Annotated in this window: 22 protein-coding genes and 1 pseudogene; 17 read left to right on the plus strand and 6 right to left on the minus strand. The window is 36.4% G+C overall.

The window, feature by feature from the left end:
- Positions 1-107 precede the first annotated feature (107 nt).
- Positions 108-731, minus strand: coding sequence for a TetR/AcrR family transcriptional regulator (locus QN089_RS01265; protein ID WP_285215770.1), 624 nt, complete (start codon positions 729-731; stop codon positions 108-110).
- 120 nt (positions 732-851) lie between these two features.
- On the opposite strand from QN089_RS01265, the gene QN089_RS01270 reads away from it, so the two are divergent.
- The 3 genes from QN089_RS01270 (at position 852) to QN089_RS01280 (ending at position 4,338) form a co-directional block, all read left to right on the plus strand.
- The gene (locus tag QN089_RS01270) at positions 852-3,053 is read left to right on the plus strand and encodes an MMPL family transporter (protein ID WP_285215771.1); all 2,202 of its coding nucleotides are present in this window, start codon (positions 852-854) and stop codon (positions 3,051-3,053) included.
- A 147-nt stretch (positions 3,054-3,200) separates the two neighbouring features.
- Positions 3,201-3,758, plus strand: a complete 558-nt coding sequence (locus QN089_RS01275; protein WP_240626038.1) for a nitroreductase family protein — start codon at positions 3,201-3,203, stop codon at positions 3,756-3,758.
- Positions 3,759-3,936: 178 nt separating this feature from the next.
- Positions 3,937-4,338: a hypothetical protein gene (locus QN089_RS01280; protein WP_068456199.1), complete on the plus strand. Its 402-nt coding sequence runs from the start codon at positions 3,937-3,939 to the stop codon at positions 4,336-4,338.
- A 48-nt stretch (positions 4,339-4,386) separates the two neighbouring features.
- On the opposite strand, the gene QN089_RS01285 is transcribed toward QN089_RS01280, so the two are convergent.
- Entirely contained in the window at positions 4,387-5,769 is a 1,383-nt protein-coding gene (locus QN089_RS01285) for a dipeptidase (protein WP_068456196.1), read from the minus strand.
- Between the two features lie 155 nt (positions 5,770-5,924).
- On the opposite strand from QN089_RS01285, the gene QN089_RS01290 reads away from it, so the two are divergent.
- The 6 genes and pseudogenes from QN089_RS01290 (at position 5,925) to QN089_RS01315 (ending at position 12,255) form a co-directional block, all read left to right on the plus strand.
- Positions 5,925-7,061 carry a PucR family transcriptional regulator gene (locus tag QN089_RS01290; RefSeq protein ID WP_285215772.1) on the plus strand — a complete coding sequence of 379 codons (1,137 nt, stop codon included), beginning with the start codon at positions 5,925-5,927 and terminating at the stop codon, positions 7,059-7,061.
- Positions 7,062-7,156: 95 nt separating this feature from the next.
- Entirely contained in the window at positions 7,157-8,050 is an 894-nt protein-coding gene (locus QN089_RS01295) for a DMT family transporter (protein WP_087680889.1), read from the plus strand.
- A 121-nt stretch (positions 8,051-8,171) separates the two neighbouring features.
- The gene (locus QN089_RS01300) at positions 8,172-9,353 is read left to right on the plus strand and encodes a phosphoenolpyruvate hydrolase family protein (protein ID WP_285215773.1); all 1,182 of its coding nucleotides are present in this window, start codon (positions 8,172-8,174) and stop codon (positions 9,351-9,353) included.
- Between the two features lie 89 nt (positions 9,354-9,442).
- A complete protein-coding gene (locus QN089_RS01305; RefSeq protein ID WP_285215774.1) occupies positions 9,443-10,651 on the plus strand; it encodes a Tm-1-like ATP-binding domain-containing protein in 1,209 nt (402 codons plus the stop codon).
- Positions 10,652-10,665: 14 nt separating this feature from the next.
- Positions 10,666-11,491: pseudogene (locus tag QN089_RS01310) on the plus strand (phosphoenolpyruvate hydrolase family protein).
- A gap of 215 nt (positions 11,492-11,706) precedes the next feature.
- A complete protein-coding gene (locus tag QN089_RS01315; protein ID WP_068456179.1) occupies positions 11,707-12,255 on the plus strand; it encodes an RNA polymerase sigma factor in 549 nt (182 codons plus the stop codon).
- 197 nt (positions 12,256-12,452) lie between these two features.
- Here the strand turns inward: QN089_RS01315 and QN089_RS01320 are convergent, their stop codons facing one another.
- Both QN089_RS01320 and spx read right to left on the minus strand, forming a co-directional pair.
- Entirely contained in the window at positions 12,453-12,881 is a 429-nt protein-coding gene (locus QN089_RS01320) for a MarR family winged helix-turn-helix transcriptional regulator (protein WP_068457568.1), read from the minus strand.
- A gap of 31 nt (positions 12,882-12,912) precedes the next feature.
- A complete protein-coding gene (gene spx, locus QN089_RS01325) occupies positions 12,913-13,317 on the minus strand; it encodes a transcriptional regulator Spx (RefSeq protein ID WP_068456177.1) in 405 nt (134 codons plus the stop codon).
- A gap of 369 nt (positions 13,318-13,686) precedes the next feature.
- On the opposite strand from spx, the gene amaP reads away from it, so the two are divergent.
- Genes amaP through QN089_RS01340 form a run of 3 tightly spaced genes read left to right on the plus strand, consistent with a single transcriptional unit; the run spans position 13,687 to position 14,953 of the window.
- Complete coding sequence (gene amaP, locus QN089_RS01330; RefSeq protein WP_285215775.1) at positions 13,687-14,238, plus strand: alkaline shock response membrane anchor protein AmaP; 552 nt, start codon at positions 13,687-13,689, stop codon at positions 14,236-14,238.
- Positions 14,239-14,249: 11 nt separating this feature from the next.
- Positions 14,250-14,462, plus strand: a complete 213-nt coding sequence (locus tag QN089_RS01335) for a DUF2273 domain-containing protein (RefSeq protein WP_068456172.1) — start codon at positions 14,250-14,252, stop codon at positions 14,460-14,462.
- Positions 14,463-14,479: 17 nt separating this feature from the next.
- Positions 14,480-14,953, plus strand: coding sequence for an Asp23/Gls24 family envelope stress response protein (locus tag QN089_RS01340; protein ID WP_068456169.1), 474 nt, complete (start codon positions 14,480-14,482; stop codon positions 14,951-14,953).
- A 43-nt stretch (positions 14,954-14,996) separates the two neighbouring features.
- Here QN089_RS01340 and QN089_RS01345 read toward each other — a convergent pair whose 3' ends face one another.
- Together QN089_RS01345 and QN089_RS01350 are read right to left on the minus strand one after the other, a co-directional pair.
- Positions 14,997-16,553 (minus strand): ABC-F family ATP-binding cassette domain-containing protein, encoded by a 1,557-nt coding sequence (locus tag QN089_RS01345; RefSeq protein ID WP_068456164.1) that lies wholly within the window; start codon positions 16,551-16,553, stop codon positions 14,997-14,999.
- 60 nt (positions 16,554-16,613) lie between these two features.
- Positions 16,614-16,799, minus strand: a complete 186-nt coding sequence (locus tag QN089_RS01350; RefSeq protein WP_068456161.1) for an SE1832 family protein — start codon at positions 16,797-16,799, stop codon at positions 16,614-16,616.
- A 214-nt stretch (positions 16,800-17,013) separates the two neighbouring features.
- On the opposite strand from QN089_RS01350, the gene QN089_RS01355 reads away from it, so the two are divergent.
- From QN089_RS01355 to QN089_RS01375, 5 genes are all read left to right on the plus strand, one after another.
- Positions 17,014-17,571, plus strand: coding sequence for an NADPH-dependent FMN reductase (locus QN089_RS01355; RefSeq protein ID WP_068456156.1), 558 nt, complete (start codon positions 17,014-17,016; stop codon positions 17,569-17,571).
- 668 nt (positions 17,572-18,239) lie between these two features.
- Positions 18,240-18,377, plus strand: coding sequence for an RAxF-45 family protein (locus QN089_RS01360; protein WP_285215776.1), 138 nt, complete (start codon positions 18,240-18,242; stop codon positions 18,375-18,377).
- Between the two features lie 93 nt (positions 18,378-18,470).
- On the plus strand, positions 18,471-20,093 hold the full coding sequence (gene abc-f / locus QN089_RS01365) for a ribosomal protection-like ABC-F family protein (protein WP_285215777.1): 1,623 nt from the start codon (positions 18,471-18,473) through the stop codon (positions 20,091-20,093).
- 61 nt (positions 20,094-20,154) lie between these two features.
- The gene (locus QN089_RS01370) at positions 20,155-22,338 is read left to right on the plus strand and encodes a DNA topoisomerase III (RefSeq protein ID WP_068456144.1); all 2,184 of its coding nucleotides are present in this window, start codon (positions 20,155-20,157) and stop codon (positions 22,336-22,338) included.
- 421 nt (positions 22,339-22,759) lie between these two features.
- Positions 22,760-23,227, plus strand: a complete 468-nt coding sequence (locus QN089_RS01375; protein WP_285215778.1) for a hypothetical protein — start codon at positions 22,760-22,762, stop codon at positions 23,225-23,227.
- Positions 23,228-23,233: the final 6 nt, after the last annotated feature.

The raw sequence follows: 23,233 nt of genomic DNA on the forward strand, positions 1-23,233 counted from the left end.
ATCCTTTCCTAAAAAATTATTCCGTACAATTTAGTTGTTACTTGTATTGTATCAAAAATTAATTAAAAAAAATGATTTCGTGAAAAAAATAAAGGAATTTTTTTCAATTATTTGCTACTATGAACGCCATTCCAGAAAAATGTTGTAATTTCATGTGCAGTTTCTTCAAGAGAGTTGAAAAAACCTTGCCCATTTGAATCGGTAAACTTACTTAAATTAAGAAGTGATAAAAATAAATGTGCCATAAATTTCGTACTCTTATTCGGGAGAACACCATTTTCTACTTCTTTTGCAAAACAAGCTTCAATTGCGTCATGCATGGCATCTTCAGAGGCTTGAATTCTTTTTAATTGGTCTTCTGATAGGCTAGATGATGCTTCGCGAATAAATGTGTGAATATCGATATCGACAGTTGCGCGTGTAAAAACAATAATTAGTTGTTCAAGTCGCTCTTGAAAGGGTATATGTTGAGATAGAATCTTTACTGAACTTTGACGTACCGTCGTCATTAAAGATTCAACAGAAGCTGTAAATAATTCAGCTTTTGTTTTGAAATAATAATAAACAGTGGCTTTTGTGACATTACATTTGAGCGCTACTTCGTCCATAGCTGTATTTTTATAACTATATTGTAAAAAAAGTTGGATTGCCGTATTTAAAATATGCGTTTTTGTAGGGATTACACGATCTTCTTGCTTAGGGCGACCTAAATTTTTAGGTGAAACTGACATAGTGAAGCCCTCACTTTCTAATAGAATTTAGAGGTTATTATATCATATTTTAAAATTTTATTTGATTAATTAACTCTAGAGTATATATAATGAGAGGGAATAAAAAAGGAGTGAGAAAATATGCGAAAGCATCCATTAGAACAATGGGGCGCGTTAGTAGCAGGTAAAAAAGGACGCTGGATTACATTAGCTTTTTGGGTTCTACTCGTAGCGGTATTATCATTTACACTTCCTCAAATTAATAGCGTAGAAAGCAACAACGCAGAAAATTTACCTTCAAACGCAGCTTCAAAAGAAGCGGAAAAAGTTATTAAAGAACAATTTCCAAATGATTCAGGTATTCCATTATTACTTGTTTGGCACCGCGAAGGTGGTTTAAATCAAGAGGATTACGCAAAGATTCAAAAATTATATAAAGATTTGGAGAGCAACCCTGTACCTCATCAGGCAACAATTCCTCCATTTGGTAAATTACCACCACAAGCTTTAATGAAATCAGCTTCAGAGAATGGGTCTACACTTGTTACACCTGTATTCTTTGATCAAAAATCAACAACGGAGCAATTACAAGTTGGCTTAGATGACATTAAAAAGCAAGTAAAAGATTTAGATGTTAAAACAACAGGTAGTTATGACAATAAAGACGAACTAAACCTTCGTTACTCAGGTCCTGTTGGAATTGCTATTGACGCAACAGGTCTATTCAAAAATGCAGACTTTAAATTATTAGCAGCAACTGTATTACTTGTATTAGTATTATTAATTTTAATTTATCGTTCACCATTATTAGCGATTATTCCATTAATTGCAGTAGGTCTAGCATATGGTGTGATTTCACCATTACTTGGACTGATGGCGGAGCAGGGATGGATTGATAAGGACGACCAAGCAGTGTCCATCATGACCGTTCTATTATTCGGGGCAGGAACCGATTACTGTTTATTCCTGATTTCAAAATATCGTGAAGTATTATTAAAAGTAGAAAATCGTTTTGAAGCGATGAAGATTTCGATGAAGGAATCGGGCGGCGCGATTATGATGAGTGCTTTAACAGTTGTAATCGGTCTTGCAACATTAGGTTTAGCACACTATGGTTCATTCCATCGATTCGCTGTACCATTTAGTTTCGGCGTTCTAATCATGGGAATTACAGCACTAGTTGTACTACCAGCCATCTTAGTAATCATTGGTCGTGTGGCATTCTTCCCATTCATTCCGCGTACAGAGAAAATGGCGCAGGAAGTAGCAGCGAAAAAAGGCAAAGCACCAAAGCAACATGCACCACAACACCGTATTGGTAAGAAGATTGCACATCTTGTAACAGGTAAACCATGGGCAATCATTATTATCACAGTTGTATTCTTAGGTGGTCTCTCAGCATTCACACCAAAGATTAACTATACGTTTGATTTACTATCATCATTCCCAGATGATACAAACTCACGTGAAGGCTTTAAATTAATTGAGGATAACTTCTCAGCTGGTGAACTTGCACCAATGAAAGTCGTTGTCGATACAAAAGGCAAAGATGTTAACTTAAAAGAGGATCTTGAAAAATTAAGTTACGTTGGTGAAGTAGCAGCACCACAACAAAGTGAAAAAGATAAAAACATTCAATTATATGAGGTAAGTTTAAAAGATAATCCTTACTCAGCAGAAGCTCTAGAAACTGTACCGAAGATTACAAAAGCAACAGAAGGTTTCTTGAAAGATGCAAAAGTAGAAGACGGTAAAGTATGGGTAGGCGGCGAAACAGCTTCACAATATGATGAGAAAGAAACAATCTCTCGCGATGAATCTGTGATTCTACCAACGATGATTGCATTAATCGCATTACTATTACTTGTATATCTTCGTTCGATTACAGCAACAATCTACCTTGTCGGAACCGTTGTATTATCATTCGTTGCAGCGCTTGGTGCAGGTTGGATTGTTCTACACTATGTTTTAGGTTTCGATGCAATCTCTGGTTCAATTCCGTTATATGCATTCGTATTCTTAGTAGCACTCGGGGAAGACTATAATATCTTTATGATTTCTGAAATTTGGAAGAATCGTAAAGAGGGTAAACCACATAAGTTGGCCATCCAAGAAGGTGTTATTCATACAGGAAGCGTTATTACATCAGCAGGTTTAATCTTAGCTGGTACGTTTGCGGTATTAGGGACACTACCAATTCAAGTACTTGTACAGTTTGGTATTGTAACAGCTATCGGTATTTTAATGGATACATTCATCATTCGTCCGTTACTTGTACCAGCACTAACAACAGTTATGGGACGTTACGCTTACTGGCCAGGAAAGTTATTTAAGAAACAATAAATAGTAGGGTAGCTAGGGGAAATATTATATTTGAACCTAGCTGCTTTTCTAATTTACAACGATTTTACATAATGGTTATCATATGCAACTTCTTATTTTTTTCAGCATATGATACAGTTAAATTACATGAAAGTGAAGGAGTTGGACATTATTCTTACTGTTAAAGAAGTTATTCGCAATCGTCGTTCAATTAAATTATTCAATGGTAAACCTGTTTCAAAAGAAGCACTATTAACCATTTTTGATGATGCTAAATGGGCTCCAAACCATGGTAACCGTCAACCGTGGCGTATTGTATTAGCTACAGAAGATGGATTACAACGATTAAATACGGTTATTCGTGATGTTGTTGTACCAAACTGGGAAGAACTATCTGTAGAAGAATTAGCGAAAAAGATGGTGAAGTTTACAACACCAGGTGCTGTCGCTTTTGTCATCATGCCAGAAGATTTGCGTCAAAAAGAACGCCTAGAGGATTTTGCGGCAGCAAGTAGCTTTATTCAAAACATTCAATTGCTTGCGTGGGATGAAGGAATTGGTTGTTGCTGGAAAACACCAGGTTGGTTAGAGAAACCGGAGTTCTTGAATAAATTAGGTGTAGAAGCAGGCGAAAGACCGATTGCGATGTTGCAATTTGGTTACTTTGATACAATTCCTGCTGAAAAACCAAAAAAATCTATTGAGGAATTTGTGACATTCTTTTAATAAAAATCTTGTGAATTTGAAGTTATTTCTAAAGTAGAACGAATATTTTCCGAATGTATAAGTAGGAAGATACAACGTCTATGGAGGAAATAGCTTCCTTTTTTTATATCTATATACTCGTTTTCTACTTGTAAAAGAACATTTGTTCGTATAGTATAAAAATAAGGAGATGAGAAGGATGATTCAATTGAAGTCAATTTGCGAGATTCGTACGAATAATTTCCATGATCCGGATATGGCGATGAAGTTCGACCAATTATGGAATGAGGCTACACCTTACAAGCTAGATGGCACTGTTCTTTATGGTGTATATAGTCAATATGAGAGTAATTATAAAGGTGATTATACAGTAGGTGTATATCGCGAAAGCCAAATTGGTGACTTGAATATTGATGTCAATACAGCCTATAAAAGCTATGTAGTGGATCATCATGATCCGATGGGTGTATTCAAAACATGGCAAAAGATTTGGCAAGAAGAAGATGATGGCGTCATTAATCGTGCTTATACATACGACTTTGAAAAATACGAAGCAGATGGTACGATTACAATCCATATTGCGATTGATACATGTTTATAATGATAAAAAAGAAACAGCCCGTTAGAATCGAGCTGTTTCTTTTTTTATTTATTTTTTGTAATCTTTGATTTCGTGGAAGTAATCACTTACGACACGTAGACCTTTATCAAAGTTTTCTAAGTGGAAGTGTTCGTTAGGTGCGTGAATGTTTTCTGTTGATAGTGCGAAGCCCATCATAACAACAGGTGCGCCTAAAATTTCATCAAATGTTGAGACGATTGGAATCGAACCACCTTCACGTACATAAGCTGTTTTTGCGTCATATTGCGTTTCATATGAACGACCAGCTGCTTGAATGAGTGGGTGATCCATCGGTGTGATGAACGGTTTACCTTTATCAAATTCAGCTACTTCAACGTCTACACCAGCAGGTTTGTTCGCTTCAATATGTTTACGAAGAAGACGAACGATTTCGTCTGGATCTTGGTCTGGAACAAGACGACATGTAATTTTTGCGCCAGCTTGAGCAGGAAGAACTGTCTTAATTCCTTCACCTGAGAAGCCACCGAATACACCGTTTACTTCAAGTGTTGGACGTGCAGAAGTTTGTTCTAAATAGGAGAAGCCTTCCTCACCGAATAATTCTTTTACGCCTGTTTCTTCTTTAATATCTTCTTCAGAGAAGTCTAGTTCTGCATAAGTTGCGCGTTCTTCATCTGTTAATGGACGAACAGAATCGTAGAAACCTTCTACAGAAATCGTACCATGCTCATCATGGAATGAAGATAATAAATCAGCTAATGCATGGATTGGGTTTTGTACACCGCCACCATAAACACCAGAGTGTAAGTCGCGTTTTGAACCTTTTACTGTAATTTCGATACCTGCTAAACCACGAAGTGCATAACATACAGCTGGTTTACCAGGACCGTATAGTGCTGTATCTGAAATTAATACAACATCTGTTGCTAATTCTTCTTTATGGTCAGCGATGAATTGATCTAAATGAACGCTACCGATTTCTTCTTCACCTTCGAAGATGACTTTCACATTAACAGGTAATTTTCCTTCTGTTTGTAATAAAGCTTCAAGTACTTTGACATGCATGAATACTTGACCTTTATCATCACTTGAACCACGTGCATATATCTTGTTGTCACGAATTTCAGGCTTAAATGGTTCTGTATCCCATAGTTCAATTGGGTCAACAGGTTGTACGTCATAGTGACCGTAAACAAGAACGGTTGGACGACCTTCAGCGTGTAACCATTCAGCAGTTACAACAGGATGTCCTGGTGTTGGTTGTACTTGTACATTTTCCATACCTGCTTTTTCAAGCAAGTTTGCTAAATAATCAGCAGCTGTTTGCATATCTGGCTTATGCTCAGACAGTGAACTAATACTTGGAATGGCTAAAAATTCTTTCATTTCTTCTAAATGCTTTTCACGATGATTTGTAAAATATTGATCGACTTGTTGTAATTGATCCATTTAAAATCCCTCATTTCTAACGTAATTAGCTCTAGTATAGCATATGTTTCGATAGACGGAATATTTTGAACGTTCATAGATATAATTGGAATACTGTTTAAGTTAAAAAGTATAATAAAAAAGGGAAAAGTTAGTTGGGGGTGGAAGAAATGGTCATGACCGTTCAGAATTTTTTAGAATTACCGATTACAAAGGATTTTGAGGTTGTAGCAGGGGAAGATTTTCTACACAAAAAGATGAAGAACGTTGAAATTTTAGACTTTGAGTTTATTAAGGGTTTTGAAGGAACGCGTGAAAAGATGTTCACAGAAAATAGTCTTGTGTTAACAAGTTTGCTATTTGCACAACATGAACCGGAACTACTGATGGATATGGTAGAACGATTTGCGGACCTACATATTAGTGCATTCGCTTATAAGCCAGTGATTTATAAAGATTTACCATCTGAAGTTTTAGAATTAGCAATGGAAAAAGAGATTCCTGTTTTAAAATTCGGCGGGGATGAGTTTTTTGAAGATATTATTTTTCAGGCGATGAATTATCGTACACGTGCTTCACAAGTCGAATTTTTAGAGACAACGGTTGCTCGTTTAATTGAAGATGATTTAGACCGCGAAACACAATCTACACTTATGCGCCAATTGAACCGACCTTTTGAGACATATGCATATGTAGTGAGTATTTCAAGTCCGCACATTGCTTCATATAATTTATTTCGTTTAGAACCTTTTTTACGTACAGGATTAATTACCCGTTATAAACAGCAAATGATTATGGTCATGACGAATCATAGTTCATCAGCGCCTTTTCATGAACGGATGATGGAGATCTTACAAATTTGTAAAAAGGAATTAGCACCAATCCAAATTGGTATGAGTAATGTTCATGAAACAGAGCAAGATTTAGCGAAGGCATTACAAGAAGCGTGTTACGCTAATATTTTTGCGAATCTTTATAACCAAGCAATTTTTTCATACGATACATTGAAAACAGAGAAATTATTAATTGAATTAATGAAAAAACAGCCTTCTTTCGTCAAAAGATATATAGATGAATGGATTGAACCGTTAGAGGAATGGGATCACTTTTTAGAAACAGCTATCTCATATGTTTTACAAGAGGGGAATATTAAAGCTGTTGCGGAGTTACACTATTGCCACCCGAATACGATTCGTTATCGCATTACAAAGATGAAGACGATTTTATCGCCAGAAGTAAATGAAATGCAGTTTTTTGAGCAATTATCGGTTGCAATTAAGTTATATCTGTTAAAAAAACATTTAGATTTGTAAAAAATACAAAAATAATTTAATTTTTTTAGAAAATACATGAAACATTTTGTTCTCTTTACATGATATGCTTACAAAAGCTAAAAGGAGGAGAACGAATGAAACAACATATAGGTGTACTTATGTTGATGGTAACAGCAGTTGTTTGGGGCAGTGGATTTGTTGTCACAGATATCGGTTTGGATTACCTCAACGCCTATCAATTAATGGCTGGGCGATTCATATTAGCCGCTATTCTACTAATTATTTTATTTGGTTATAAATTTAAAAAAATAACGAAACGTGTCATTTGGAAGGGAGCGATTTTAGGCGCTATTCTTTATACAGGTTTCGTGTTACAAACAGTGGGTCTTGAATATACAACACCATCTAAAAATGCTTTTTTAACAGCTGTGAACGTATTAGTTGTTCCGTTAATTGCCTATGCAGTGTACAAGCGTAAAGTTGATCGTTTCGAAGTGATTGGGGCAGTTACAGCATTAATCGGGATTGCGCTACTCTCATTGCAAAGTTCATTCACAATGAATATTGGCGATATTTTAACGCTATTATGTGCGGTTGCTTTCGCGTTTGATATTTTTTATACGAATAAATTTGTTCAAAATGAAGATGCTATTTTATTAACGATTATTCAATTTATTTCAGCAGCAGTAATTAGTGCTTTATTCGTTCTAGTAAGAGGTGATATCCCAACAAGTATAGAAAGTATCGGAACAGGCGGTTTATTCTCGATTGTTTATCTCGCTGTATTCTCTACAATCGTGGCATACTTATTCCAAAACATTGCTTTCAAATATACGTCTGCAACACAGGGAGCCATCATTTTATCGATGGAATCATTCTTTGGTATGGTTTTCTCAGTCGTATTTTTACATGAAGTATTAACAGGACGTATGGTAATCGGCGCTGCGCTTATTTTAGCAGCTATTATTTTCTCAGAAGTAAAACCGACATTCGGTAAAAGACAGCCAAAATTATTAAAGCCAGATTAGTTATGAAGAAATCTCGTTATACGGGATTTCTTTTTTTATTGTAAAAATAAGGGGCTTTGCATGGTGTAGTTCGTCACAATCTACTAAACTAAAAAGAGAGGAAAAGATAAGGGGCGATTGTATGCGTGATTTAGTCACACATTTAAAGCAAAAAGTAGCGCAACATGAACCGATTATTGCAGCGGCAGTTGGTGGTGGACTTGTTGCTAAAAGTGCAGTAAAAGGTGGCATTGACTTTTTATTAGCACTAAGTGCAGGGAAGTATCGGCAAATGGGTGTAGGTTCTCTTGGCAGTTTTTTAGCCTATGATAATAGCAATGAACTTGTCATGGAATTTGCGACGCGTGAGCTACAAAAAGTAGCGCAGAATATTCCGGTCGTTTTAGGTGTTCAAGCAACCGATCCTACAATTAATTTACATGCGTATATAGATAAAGTAGCGGCACGAGGCTTTCAAGGAATTAATAACTTTCCAAGTGTTGGCTTAATTGATGGGCAGTTTGCGGAAGCTTTAGAAGAAGCAGGTATGAGTTATGAACAAGAAGTTGAAGCGATTCGTTACGCACATGAGAAGGGGTTATTCACAGTCGCGTTCGTTTTTAATGAACAGCAAGCGATGGAGATGTTGGCTGTCGGTGCAGATATTATTTGTGTTCATCTTGGTTTAACGGTCGGTGGACATCTCGGCGCAAAACGTATTCAAAATTTACAAAGCGCTAAACAGATGGCACAGCGTATTTTTGAACGTGTAATCGAACAAAAACCACATGTGATTCGCATGATTTATGGAGGGATCATTAATAAGCCCATCGACGCGCAGTTTATGATGACAGACCACTTAATTCAAGGCTATATTGGCGGCTCTACATTTGAACGTATTCCAACCGAATACATTGTAGAGGAAATTACAACTTCTTTTAAACAGTTACAAGACTTCCAATATGATGATGTCACACAGAAAGTAATTGATGGTATTAATCATGCGCATGACTATGTAAATACAGCGAAGAAGTATATTGCACTCTACTATGCACAACCCATTACGCTCGAAAGAATGGCACAGCAATTGAACATTAGTAGCACGCATTTAAGTAAACAATTTAAAAAAGTGGTCGGCATCTCCTTTCAGCGATATTTAATCGAATACCGTATGAATCGTGCAGTTGATTTAATGAAAGACCCACAACTTCCGTTATTCTTAATTGCCGAAATGGTTGGTTATACGGATTATGCTCAATTTAGTAAAATGTTTAAAAAAGTAAAAGGAATAGCACCAAAGGAATATATAAAGACAACTTTGTGATTGATAAACACATGTAGTTGTCTTTTTTCTTTCGATATAATCAAGATAACAACAATGAAAGTGCTTACATCTCAAAGGGGGATATCCAAATGAAAACAATTGCTTTAATTGGAACATTTGATACAAAGGGAAAAGAATTTTTATTTGTCAAAGAGTTAATCGAGTCACTGGGTTTTAACACATATACGATTCATACAGGTGTTTTTGAACCTACATTTACACCGGATTGCTCCAATTGTACAGTGATGGAATATGCAGGAGAACAATTGGAAAAGGTTCAACAAAAGAATGACCGCGCATTTGCAACAGAGGTTTTAGCGAATGGAATGGAAAAGCTCTTACCACAATTATTTAAAGAAGGAAAATTCGATGGTGTTTTATCATTTGGTGGATCGGGTGGCACATCGATTGCAACACCAGGTATGCGTCAACTACCAATCGGTGTACCTAAAGTGATGGTATCAACCGTTGCATCAGGCAATACAGAGCCTTATGTCGGTACAAGCGATATTATGATGCTACCTTCTATTGTCGACGTAGCTGGATTAAATTCCATCTCAACAAAAATTTTCACGAATGCTGTTTTTGCGATTGCAGGTATGTTGCAATTTGAAAATAAAGTGGAATTAGAACAAAAACCATTAGTCGCGACAACGATGTTCGGTGTTACAACACCATGTGTACAATTTGCAACAAGTTACTTAGAGGAACGTGGCTATGAAGTATTAATTTTCCACGCAACAGGTGTCGGTGGTCGCACGATGGAACAATTAATTGAAGATGGTTACATTGAAGGGGTATTGGATTTCACAACGACAGAGTGGGCAGACGAACTCGTTGGTGGTGTACTGAATGCTGGACCGAACCGACTTGAGGCAGCAGGTAGAAAGGGGATTCCACAAGTTGTTTCTCTAGGTGCGCTTGATATGGTGAACTTTGGACCAGTCGATCAAGTGCCAGCGAAATTTGAAGGACGCAAATTTTATCGCCATAATCCAACGGTGACATTAATGCGTACAACAATTGAAGAAAATGAGCAGTTAGGTAAAATCATCGCAGAAAAATTGAATCTTGCAACAGGTCCAACAACTTTAATGATTCCGCTACAGGGAGTTTCGGCACTCGACGCAGTCGGACAAGACTTCCATGGACCTTGTGAAGACCGCACATTATTTGAGGCAGTAAAGCAGGGAGTCAATCCACAGCGAGTGACCATTTATGAAGAAAATCTTCATATTAATGAACAAGCATTTGCAGAAAAAGCTGCAGAACAATTAATTCAAATCATGAAAAAATAAAAGGAGTGTTTCAAATGAATCAACAATCACGTCAAGAAATTATGGAACAATTCAAGCAAGAACTAGCAAACGGGAATGTGTTACTGGGGGGTAGGTGCAGGCACAGGGATTACAGCGAAAAGTAGTGAAGCAGGCGGAGCAGATATGCTAATTGTCTACAATTCAGGTCGTTACCGCATGGCAGGTCGCGGTTCTTTAGCAGGCTTACTTTCTTACGGTGACGCGAATCAAATCGTTGTTGAGATGGGGCAAGAAGTGTTACCTGTCGTTAAAGACATTCCAGTATTAGCAGGTGTGAACGGTACAGATCCATTCCGCGTAATGGATATATTTTTAAAACAATTAAAAGATCAAGGCTTCAAAGGTGTGCAAAACTTCCCAACAGTAGGTCTAATTGATGGCGTCTTCCGTCAAAATTTAGAAGAGACAGGTATGGGGTATGATTTAGAAGTTGAGATGATTAAAAAAGCACACGAATTAGATTTACTCACAACACCCTATGTATTTAATGAAGAACAAGCGGCTGCGATGGCAAAAGCAGGGGCAGATATATTAGTAGCGCATATGGGACTTACAACAAAAGGTGCAATTGGCGCAAAGACAGCTTTAACATTAGACGACTGTGTTGAGCGTATTGAAAAAATTGTTCAAGCAGGTCGAAGTGTGAACCCGGACATTTTAGTTATTTGTCATGGTGGTCCAATTGCAGAACCTGAAGACGCAGCGTATGTTATTGAGCGTGTAGAAGGCGTATGTGGCTTCTTCGGAGCATCAAGTATCGAACGCTTTGCTGCTGAAGTAGGCATTCGTGAACAAGCGAAAGCATTTAAGTCAATTTAAAAATCGAATCGATTCTATAAAAATAAACGAACCTCTGATGTAAAATCGGGGGTTCGTTTTTTGGTTATACAAGGAGTAAGTTCTTATTCTTACATAAATTGCACAAAAACCTTACACGTTTGTAATGAAAGTGAAAGCAAAACCGATAGAGCGTAAGGTTGTTTTCACAGATAATAAGAGTATAACAAAGAAAGCAATATTTGGAGGTTTTAAAAATGACAATTCAACTTGAAGAAGTTTATGAAGAATATAATCGCTACATATATCATTTATGTTTAAAATTAACACGTAATAAAGCAGAAGCAGAAGACTTAATGCAGGAAGTATGGGTGAAAGTTGTCCGCTATGAATCATACGTTGCACAAGTCGACCACTTAAAAGCATGGCTAACAACAATTTGCATGAATACATTCCGCGACCGCTATCGCAAAAATGTACGTCGTAGCAAATACATGATGAACCAACCTGATACATTAGACGTACCTGTTTTAGATTTGGTTCCCAACAATGAACCAACAACAGAAGAATTAATTGAGCAAGAAGATGTAGCGCAATTAGTACAAGCAAAAATCAATCAACTAGACGGTATTTACCGCAATACACTACTTTACTTCTATGTAAAACAATACTCATTAGTTGAGATTGCAGAATTAATGAAAGTATCAATCGGTACAGTAAAATCACGTCTTTTCCGTGCAAAACAACGTCTAAAAGAAATGATGTTACAAGATGATACAACAGCTACAGCAATCCTACCAGCATAATTAATATAAAATATTGTATAAAACTGTCCCCCTAATCTCACAATCGTCATTGTGAGTTCATATAGATTGGAATCGTATATAAACAGATATACGATTCCTCTACATATAAAAAAAAAGCCATCTTAAACATGTAAAAACCCACATCTTAAAATGTGGAAGGCATGTAAAAGATGGCTTTTGAACATGACTGTGTTCAATTAACCAAGTAAGAGTTTAGAGAATATTTTGCGAAGTGTATCCACTTCATCTTCTGTAAGCATACCGAACATACGCTGAACCATTAACTCAATATGCGCATAGGCATTATCGAGCAACTCGATTCCTTCATCAGTAATTTCAATCTGATAAGCGCGTCGGTCGGCTGCATTCTTTGTTTTTTTGATATAACCTGCGTTGATGAGCTTCGTAGTTAGAACGGTTACACCGCCAGTCGTGACATGTAGCTTTTCAGCTAAATCAGATGGGCGAACAGGGCCATTCGATTCTAAAAGATCGAGTAATAAAATATGGGTTTTTGAAAGGCCCATATTATTATGGCTATTCCATTCGTTTGCCCATTTTCTTTCAAGAGCTGCAGCAATCTCGAAAAGAGACGAGATGCTGTGCTCTTTTTCTTTATTATTCATCATAGGGTAACTCATCTCCAACGTGATTCATTTAGAAATCATTTGATAAGCGTTGCATTTCAAATAATTCATATGCACGTACTTTGCGCGGAATAAAACGACGAATATCCATCTCGTTATATCCAACTTGTAGGCGCTTGTCGTCAATTAAAATCGGGCTACGCAACATTTTTGGGTGGTCTTTAATAATACTATAAAGTTCTTGAATTGATAACTGATTAATATCGCAATTTAAGTTTTTATAGTCTTTTGAATTCGTTGAAATAATTTCATCTGTACCGTCTTCAGTCATACTTAGAACTTGTTTGAACTCAGCAAGTGTTAACGGATCGGATGTAATACGTTTTTCTACATATGGAATTTCGTTCTCCTCTAACCATTGTAGAGCCTTCTTAGATGATGTACAGCTAGTTTGTGTATAAATTGTAACAGTCATGTTCATTACCTCTTTCTCTCTTGTTAATATATTTATATCTTACCAATAAGATATTTATAAGTCAATTACATTTTCGTGACAAAAAGATGAAAAAACGAGCATTAAATAGAAATATTACACGATTGTAAGGTTTATTTACGAAACCATTAACTGTATTAATGCGTAATGCAATCTGTTTCATTTCTATTACAATGTATGACGAGAATGTAACGGGAAAGTTCGTTAATCAAGCAAGAAAAATATAAATTCGAACTATTTGTAAAACAATTTAAGTGTTTGTATGGAGAATAAGCTGGGTAAATGATTTAGGTAAGTCAATTTTTAAAGAATAAGTTTTAAATACCTTGGTTATAGGCTGGAGGTTAAAAAATGAATATGGGCTTGAGATGGATTTTTGGTATCTATGCTTTATTAACATTTTTACTATCACTTGGCATCATTCTTATGCTGACAGAAGTATATGATTCAGTAGCATATGTACTTGAATTCCCAAAGAATGACTCTTTCTTCATTGTAGTCATTTCACTTGTATCATTTCTTGCATTAGTGTCGCTTATTTTATTCTTTAGTAGTTTTAAGTCGTCACCTAGTACACGAAAAGATTTAAATATTGATACAAGTTTAGGTGAAATCAGTATCTCTAAAAAGTCAATTGAATCCATGGCGTATAATATTGCGAAAAAATTTGATGGCATTCGCTCACTTGAAGTTGAGGCTGATATTTTTTCAAAAGCTGAAAAAATTAAACTTATTGTTACATTTTCAGTTTTTAAAAATAGTGCCGTACAACAAACAGCGAAAGAGATGCAGCAGAGGTTGAAAGATGATTTAGAGAGAATGTTAGAAGTACAAGTAAGTGAAGTGCAGATTTATGTAATTGATTTAGAAGGCAAAACAAGCAAAAAACAACGCGTCGTATAAGGAGGAGCGTCATGAATAATAAAGAAGTATTCATACGCTATCGTGGGCGTATAGTAGGCTTAATTGCAGCAATCATTTTTAGTGTGTTATTTTTAACAGTTGGTTTTGGATATGCAGTCATGGTTTTAGTATTTCTACTTATTGGGTATCTCATTGGTAAGTGGGCAGACCATGACTTGGATATTGCATCTTACATTGATGCACTATTTAATAGAAGATCATAAAAAATGGGAGTGATTTCATGTCAAATCAAAATGTACGTTCAACAGAAAAAACACCAGAGGAAGTAGAATTAGAAAAAAAAGAACAGGAAGAACAACATAAAAGTCATCTAACATATGATGATGAAGTAATTAAAAAAATTGCAGCACTTGCAACAACCGATGTAAAAGGGATTTTAGGAATGAGTGGTAACCTATTCCAAGGTCTACAAAAAACATTAACAGGCAATGAAAATTTAACAGCAGGTATTCAAGCCGATATTGGTGAGAAACAAGTTGCAATTGATGTTTCAGTCTATGTTGAATATGGATTGAGCGTACCAGAAATTTATCGCACTGCTTATCAAAATGTAAAAGCGAATATTTCGCAAATGACAGGACTTGATGTAGTAGAATTCAACATGCATGTAGACGATGTTTACACACGTGAGGAATTTGTTGAGTCTAACAAATCAAAAGCTAAAACAAGTTCATCAAATAGTCGTGTAGAGTAAATCGAAAAAAGAATCACGCCAACCGGCGTGATTCTTTTTTGTATTATTGTTGTCCTTTAGAGAACCATTCTGCAACGTCCCAAACTTTTGTTACAAGACCTTCGTAGAATTCAGGTTCGTGGCTGACAAGAACGATTGTGCCTTTATATTCTTTCATTGCACGTTTTAATTCTTCTTTTGCATCCACGTCTAAGTGGTTAGTCGGTTCATCGAATAGCATCCAGTTCGATTCATCCATCATTAGACGACATAGACGTACTTTTGCTTGTTCGCCACCTGATAAATGAGCCATTGGACGTGAAATATGTTCATTCTTTAAGCCTGTTTTCGCTAGTAATGCACGAACAGTTGCTTGTTCTAATGAAGGGAACGCATTCCAAATGACATCGATTGGTGTTTCATTACCGCCTTTTACTTCTTGTTCGAAGTAAGAAGGGAATAGGAAGTCACCACGTTGTACATCGCCGCCAAGTGCAGGGATTTTACCAAGCATGGTTTTTAGAAGTGTTGATTTACCAACACCGTTCATTCCAACTAAAGCAATCTTTTCACCGCGTTCAATTTCGAAAGTAAGCGGTGGTAGAAGTGGTTTGTCATAACCAATTAATAAATCTTTTGCTTCTACTACATAGCGACTTGAACTACGTGATTCTTTAAAGCTGAATTGTGGTTTCGCCGCTGTTTCAGGACGGTCAATTCGCTCCATACGATCCAATTGTTTTTGACGTGATTTCGCACGACCCGTTGTCGAGAAACGCGCCTTATTTTTTTGGATGAATGTCTCTTGTTTTTTAATGAACTCTTGTTGCTTTTCATACGCATCAATATGTTGGCGCTTATTAATTTCAGCTAACTCTAAAAACTTCTCATATGTTGCTGTATAGCGAGATAGTTTTGAGAATTCTAAGTGGAAGATAACGCCGACTACATCATTCATAAACTCTACATCATGTGAGATCAGAAGGAATGCATGCGGGTAGTCTTTTAAATAGTTTTTCAACCATGTGATATGTTCTTCATCTAAATAGTTAGTCGGCTCATCTAGTAATAATACTTTTGGCTTTTCAAGTAATAGTTTTGCTAGTAAAAGCTTCGTACGTTGACCACCTGAAAGAGCGGTTACATCACGATCTAAACCAATTGCATCTAGTCCAAGACCACGTGCTACTTCATCGATTTTCATATCGAGTGTATAGAAATCACCTGCATCAAGCGCATCTTGAATTTCAGCCATTTCCTCAAGTAATTCTTCTAATTCTTCAGGTGACGCTTCCGCCATTTTCCCTGTAATTTCATTTAATTGTTCTTCTTTTTTATAAAGTGGAAGGAACGCATCACTTAATGTTTCACGCATTGAACGACCAGGTGTCAATACAGCGTGTTGATCTAAATAACCGTAATGTGTGTTTGGTAACCACTCTACGCGACCTTCATCATGGATGAGTTGACCTGTTAAAATGCTCATCATCGTTGATTTACCAACACCATTTGCACCTACAAGCCCTACGTGTTCTCCCTCTACAATACGAAACGACACATCTTTGAAAAGTATACGGTCTCCGAAAGAATGACCGAGCTTTTCGACTGTTAAAATTGCCATAAAAATAGTTTCCTCCTGCTTAAAAATAAAAGGTTCTCAAAATAACCTTTTGCCAGATGATTAAAATTTCGCTAATTCTGCGTTCAATTGGGCAAGTTGTGTTTCCATATCTTTTAGACGCTGTTCAGCCTGTTCAATCTTTTGTGGATAGCCAGTTGCCTCTAACTTTTCGATATCACCTTGTTGACGGATATAGTCGCTTTTCAGCTCAAGAATTTGATACTCAATTTCTGCTTTTGTCGCCATTATATATACGCTCCTTTATTGAAAAATGCATTAGCATTTCATTTTAATACTCATAGAGAATATTGTAACATAGGAAGTCACTCCTAGAAAGAAAGCAAATTCCGCTTTCCGTCGAAAGACTGATTTGTCTAAAAATGAAGTAGAGTTGCTATTGAAAGGGTATGGTGTTTGTTACAATGAGTTTGTAGAAGTAGATAAATGGAGGTCACGTGAGATGAAGATTTTATTAGTAGATGGAACAGTTTTAGGTCGAAAAACAGGTGCGATTTTAGAAGAAATTCAAGGATACATTGAGCAGTTCGATGGTACGCTTGATTTAGAGCTTGTACGTTTTTCAGATTATGAACATCAAATTGTAGATGGTCGTCCATTCGATCAATATAATACAGGCATGCAAGAGTTAGTTCGCAAATTAGAATCTGCAGATGGCTATATTTTTGCAACACCTATTTTCCAAGGTTCGATTCCAGGCGTCTTAAAAAATGCGCTCGACTTTTTAAATCCGAAAGCATTACGTTATAAACCCGTATCAATTGTTGCAAACGGTGGAACACATCAACATCACTTAGTAGTAGAAAATCAATTCAAACCAATTTTAGATTATTTCCGTGCATTAGTGACACCAAACTATGTGTATACACATACAAGCCACTTTGACGACCAAAATAACATTATCGACGAAAATGTGCATGAACGCTTACAAGAATTAGCACGCGTCTTCGTAAAATATTGCGAGTTAAGCGCAAACTTACCGAAACAACCATTAGATTAAACACAAAAAAGCAAACGACTTTGGAGTTTATTTAAAAATCCAATATCGTTTGCTTTTATTTATTTTGGTATATGAATTTCAGAAATTAATCTGACCAACTAATCCAGTGGGCATGTTTTTGTAATAAAGGATAGATGGTCTGTTTACCAGCTTTAAAAATAACATTCTCGTTTTCATCTTCTATGATGGAGAGGAGTGGTGCGTCATTTAAATAACATTTTGTTTTCAATTATAACAATGGAAATGTTATAATTGAAAACAAATGTTATAAAAAACTATTAAATATTATTAAATCAATTTTTGGAGTTGATTATATGAATGATTTATTTAATTATATTGAGGTTGTAACTGGAAAAAAGCCAGAGATTTTACCTGAAGAACCTTTAAAAATTCCTAGACACCTATCTATGAGCTATAGAATGAAGTAATTAAAGGACACATTAATGAATTTTTAATAAAAATAGAACAAGAAGATAAAGATATCTCAAGTCTTGTTCCTGATATTTCATTATCTGAAATTATTGCTGATTTAAAATAAATGAATAAATCACGTCCCATATAATGAAATCTTTTTAGAAATATATCGAGGATGAATATCAATGTTTTTTGCGAAAAAACTGATAATTTGCTATAATAGTTATTAACTAATTTGAACGGAGGTGAAGGAAATGAAAAAATCAGTAACGGCGACAGGTGTACAACTTGATACAGTGATGTATTTAACACGTGTCATTACTTTCGATTTACAAGCTAACGGGACAGATCTGTCTATTTTTAAGTCAATCGAAAATATGAACCGTAGCTGATTAACCATTCCTTCACAGAAGAATTTGTAGGGGACTGCTCGTTAATGAGTAGTCCTTTTTGTTTTCTCAGCTACTTAAATGGAGGAAACAACAATGTATATTAAAGCAGAAAAAATCACGAAAAATTTTGGTGGGCATCCACTATTTCAAGAGTTAACAGTCGATATTCACGCAGGCGAACATGTCGCAATTGTTGGAAATAATGGTTGTGGTAAGACGACATTATTAAAAATTATGGCGGAAGAAGAAGCAGTAGATACGGGAAGAATTATTAAGGCGAAGGGGAGCCGCGTTGGTTTTCTTCATCAGATTCCGAATTATCCCGACATGACAGTATATGATGTGATGTATGAAGCATTCGACAAGCTCAATCACATTCAAAAGAACATGAAGCAGCTGGAACAACAGATGGCGACAAGTGATGATTTGGAGTCACTGTTAAAAAAATACGGCACGCTACAAGAACAATTCGAAGCGAATGATGGCTATATTTTAGATTCGAAAATTTCGTACGTATCAACAGGACTAGGTATTACCCATCTTGTAGAAGAAAATTTTGAACAACTGAGTGGTGGCGAAAAAACGAAGGTCACACTGTGCAAAATTCTCTTACAAGATCCTGATATTTTACTACTAGATGAACCAACGAACCACCTCGATTTACATGCAATTGAGTGGCTCGAAAAATATTTACAGCAGTTTAAAGGAACGGTCATTGTTGTATCACATGATCGTCAGTTTATGAATCATGTCGTAACGAAAGTTATTGAAATTGAGGATGGACAAGCTTGGGTATCGCATGGAAATTACGATGCTTTCTTACAAGCAAAAGAAGATAAATATGCACGCGAGTTCTCACAATATCAAGAACAACAAAAGAAAATTAAAAAGATTCGAGATGCGATTCGTCGATTACGTCAATGGGCGAATGAGGCAAGTCCACCGAACCCTGATTTATACCGAAAAGCAAAAGTCATGGAGCGTATGTTAGAGCGCATGGAGAAAGTGAAAAAACCACGTGTTCAAAAGAAAATGAAGTTACAACTAACAGCTTCAGAGCGCAGCGGAAAAGAAGTCGCACAATTTTATGATGTGGCAAAGAGTTATGACCGTTTATTATTTAAAGAAGTAACATTTGATGTGTATTGGCAAGATACGCTTGCGATTATTGGCGAAAATGGAGCGGGTAAGTCAACATTATTGAAGATGTTATTAGGTGAGGAACAGCCAGACGAAGGCATTGTGGAGTTAGGGAGTTCTGTGAAAATCGGTTATTTAGCACAACATTTAATTGAAGCAGACCCAGAAGTCCGTTTAATTGATGTCTTTCGTTCAGAGTTGATGATGACAGAGCCAGAAGCACGCCATATTTTAGCGCAATTCTTATTTTACGGTGCAGATGTCTTTAAAAAATTTAAAAATATGAGTGGTGGCGAGCGTATGCGATTAAAACTCGCACAGCTCATGCAGCAAGAAATTAATCTGCTTATTTTAGATGAACCGACGAACCATTTAGACATAGAATCACGTGAAGTGTTAGAAGAAAACTTAGAACAGTTTGAAGGAACGATTATTGCGATTAGCCATGACCGTTATTTCTTACAAAAGTTATTTGACCGTATTGTATGGATTGAAAAACAGCGCGCGATTGTCCATGAAGGAGATTATGCTTTTGCAAAAGAGAAGCAGGCGATGATGATGGAGTTGTCACAATAGCGTATTTGTATGTCTGTTCATCTATCCCTTATAATAGAAGGAGATTGAGAGGAGCGGAATTATGTCAAAATCATTAGTTATTGCTGAAAAACCATCCGTTGCACGCGATATTGCGCGCGTTCTAAAATGTACGAAAAAAGGTAACGGATCTTTGGAAGGCGACAAATATATCGTGACGTGGGCGTTAGGTCATTTAGTCACACATGCAGATCCAGAACAATATGATGTGAAATATAAAGAATGGAAGATGGAAGATTTACCGATTATTCCAGAACCATTCAAGTTAGTACCAATTCGTCAAACGACGAAACAATTCAATGCGGTCAAAACATTATTGAATCGTCAAGATGTGAATGAAGTCATTATCGCGACAGATGCTGGGCGTGAGGGAGAACTTGTAGCACGTTGGATTTTAGCGAAAGCGAAGTCTCGTAAACCAATCAAACGTTTATGGATTTCTTCTGTAACAGACCAAGCGATTCGTGAGGGATTCAATAATTTAAAAGACGGTCGTAAATATGATCATTTATATGAAGCAGCAGTTGCACGTGCAGAAGCGGATTGGGTTGTCGGGATCAATGCGACGCGTGCATTAACAGTTAAATATAATGCGCAGTTATCGACAGGTCGTGTACAAACACCGACGCTTGCGATGATTGCGAATCGTGAACAACAAATTAAAAACTTCAAACCGAAGACGTATTATGGTTTGCAAGCTTTAACGAATACAGTGACCTTCACATGGCATGAAAAAGGAACGAATCAAACACAATCGTTCCAAAAAGAGAAGATGGAACAGTTATTAAAATCACTCGATTCGGTGAAAACAGGTGAAGTTATAGACGTGAAAACAACACCGAAACGTACGCCAGCACCACATCTATTCGATTTAACAGAACTACAAAAAGAGGCGCATAAACGCTATGGTTGGTCAGCGAAAGAAACACTTTCTACGCTGCAAAATCTATATGAACGCCATAAAATTGTGACGTACCCACGTACGGATTCAAAACATTTAACATCGGATATGAAGAGTACATTCACAGACCGTATTAAAGCATCGGCTGTTGGTGATTATCGTGTAGCTGCTAATAAAATTTTAAGTAAGGGAACACCGCAAGCTCAAAAAGGTGTTGTCAATGATGCGCTTGTATCGGATCACCATGCGATTATCCCAACAGAAGAAGTTGTAAATTTACGTGCATTATCGGATAAAGAATATAAATTGTATGATTTAATCGTTAAACGATTTTTAGCTGTATTTTACGGTGCATATGAGTATGACCAAACGGTTGTCACATTAAAAGTAGGGAATGAAACATTCACTGCAAAGGGAAATACAGTACGCGATGAAGGTTGGAAAGCTGTTTATTTACAAGAAGACGAGCAGTCGAATGAGCGTACACTGCCTGTATTTAAAAAAGGTGAACAAGTCAGTCTACGTGGCATTGCCTTAACAGAAGGTCAAACAAAACCACCAGCTCGTTTTAATGAAGGAACATTACTTGCAGCAATGGAAAATCCATCGCAATTTATGGGTGACGAGTCGAAAGAATTAGTTAAAACATTAAAAGAAACAGGCGGTATCGGTACAGTTGCGACACGCGCAGATATTATTGAAAAGCTATTCAAGTCATTTGTAATTGAGAAAAAAGGTAATGATTTATATACAACGTCAAAAGGTCGCCAATTATTAGATTTAGCACCAGCCGATTTAAAGTCACCAGCTCTAACAGCTGAATGGGAGACACAATTGACAAAGATTGCAAAAGGACAGGCGAAAAAAGCTGACTTCATGCATCAAATGATTGATTTTACACAAAAATCAATTTCAGATATTAAGAAAAGTGACCAGAAATTCAAACATGATAATATTTCTGGGAAAGTATGTAGCGAATGTGGCAAGCCAATGCTTGAAGTAAATGGTAAACGCGGCAAAATGCTCGTATGTTCAGATCGTACATGCGGCAACAAGAAAAAAGTATCTACAATTACAAATGCGCGCTGTCCAGTATGCCATAAAAAATTAGAATTACGCGGCGAAGGAGAAGGACGTATTTTCGCATGTAAATGTGGGCATCGTGAAAAACTCTCGGCTTTTGAAAAGCGTAAAAAACAATCAGGTAATCAAAAAGTTTCAAAACGTGACGTTCAAAAATATATGAAAACACAACAAAAAGAAGAACCTGAAAACACAGCGATGGCAGACGCTCTTGCGAAGTTATTTGGGAATAAAGAAGAATAAAGTGAAATGATAGGATATGAACCAATAGACTAGAACAAGTGTGATTTTGTTCTAGTCTATTCTTTTTGTCTTACTTTTATCATCTTTTTTTGAAAGACACCCATATCGAAAGACCTTTATAAGAAATATACTCTTTTACATCTTTTGATTCTTTCGTATGAATATTCTGATTATAAGAGCTATTTTCTAAATATAGGTAGATATTTACCGAAATAAAGGGTAAATAGTTCGAGGGAAAGTGTGTCAAAAAAGTAGTATTTCGAACAGTGATTCTAGTTAATTCAGCGTTTATATGATAGGTTTTTTAGTCACAAAGAAGTGCTGAAATCCGAATTTTAAGATGTGTATTTAGTTGGTTTTGACTGAATTGGATACATGATACACTAAATATAACAATATCATGTGGAGAGGAGGAAGGAATATGAGATTAGCATCCTTATTAAATAATCGTTTTACAGAGTTTGAAGCACGCAAAAAATTAGTGACATTGAAAAATGTAGATGATGCGTATAAAAAACAAGCTAAATATTTCACACCAACGGCAAACCCGAGTTTGGAAGAGTTGGTGAATTTATTAACAGGTAAAAAGGAAAAAGAGGATCATTCGAATTTACAGGAATCTTTACAGCATCTTCAACAACGTGCGACAATAGAAGAAAATCAAGGTACGACACAATCACCAACAGAGATGATGTTGCAAGATGATGTTACGGTTCACCTTCTTCCTGAAACAGGATTACCAAAACCGTTACCTGTCCAGTTAAAAGATGCAAGACAGATGACGAAAGAGCGTTTAACCGAAAAAGCACTTGCGACGTATCAGTTCCAAATGTCGATGGCACGCGGTGGCTTCAAAGTATTGGAACCGATGATTTATTGTACCGCATAAGGAAGT

This window comes from Kurthia sp. YJT4, assembly GCF_030219945.1.
Lineage (GTDB): Bacteria > Bacillota > Bacilli > Bacillales_A > Planococcaceae > Kurthia > Kurthia gibsonii.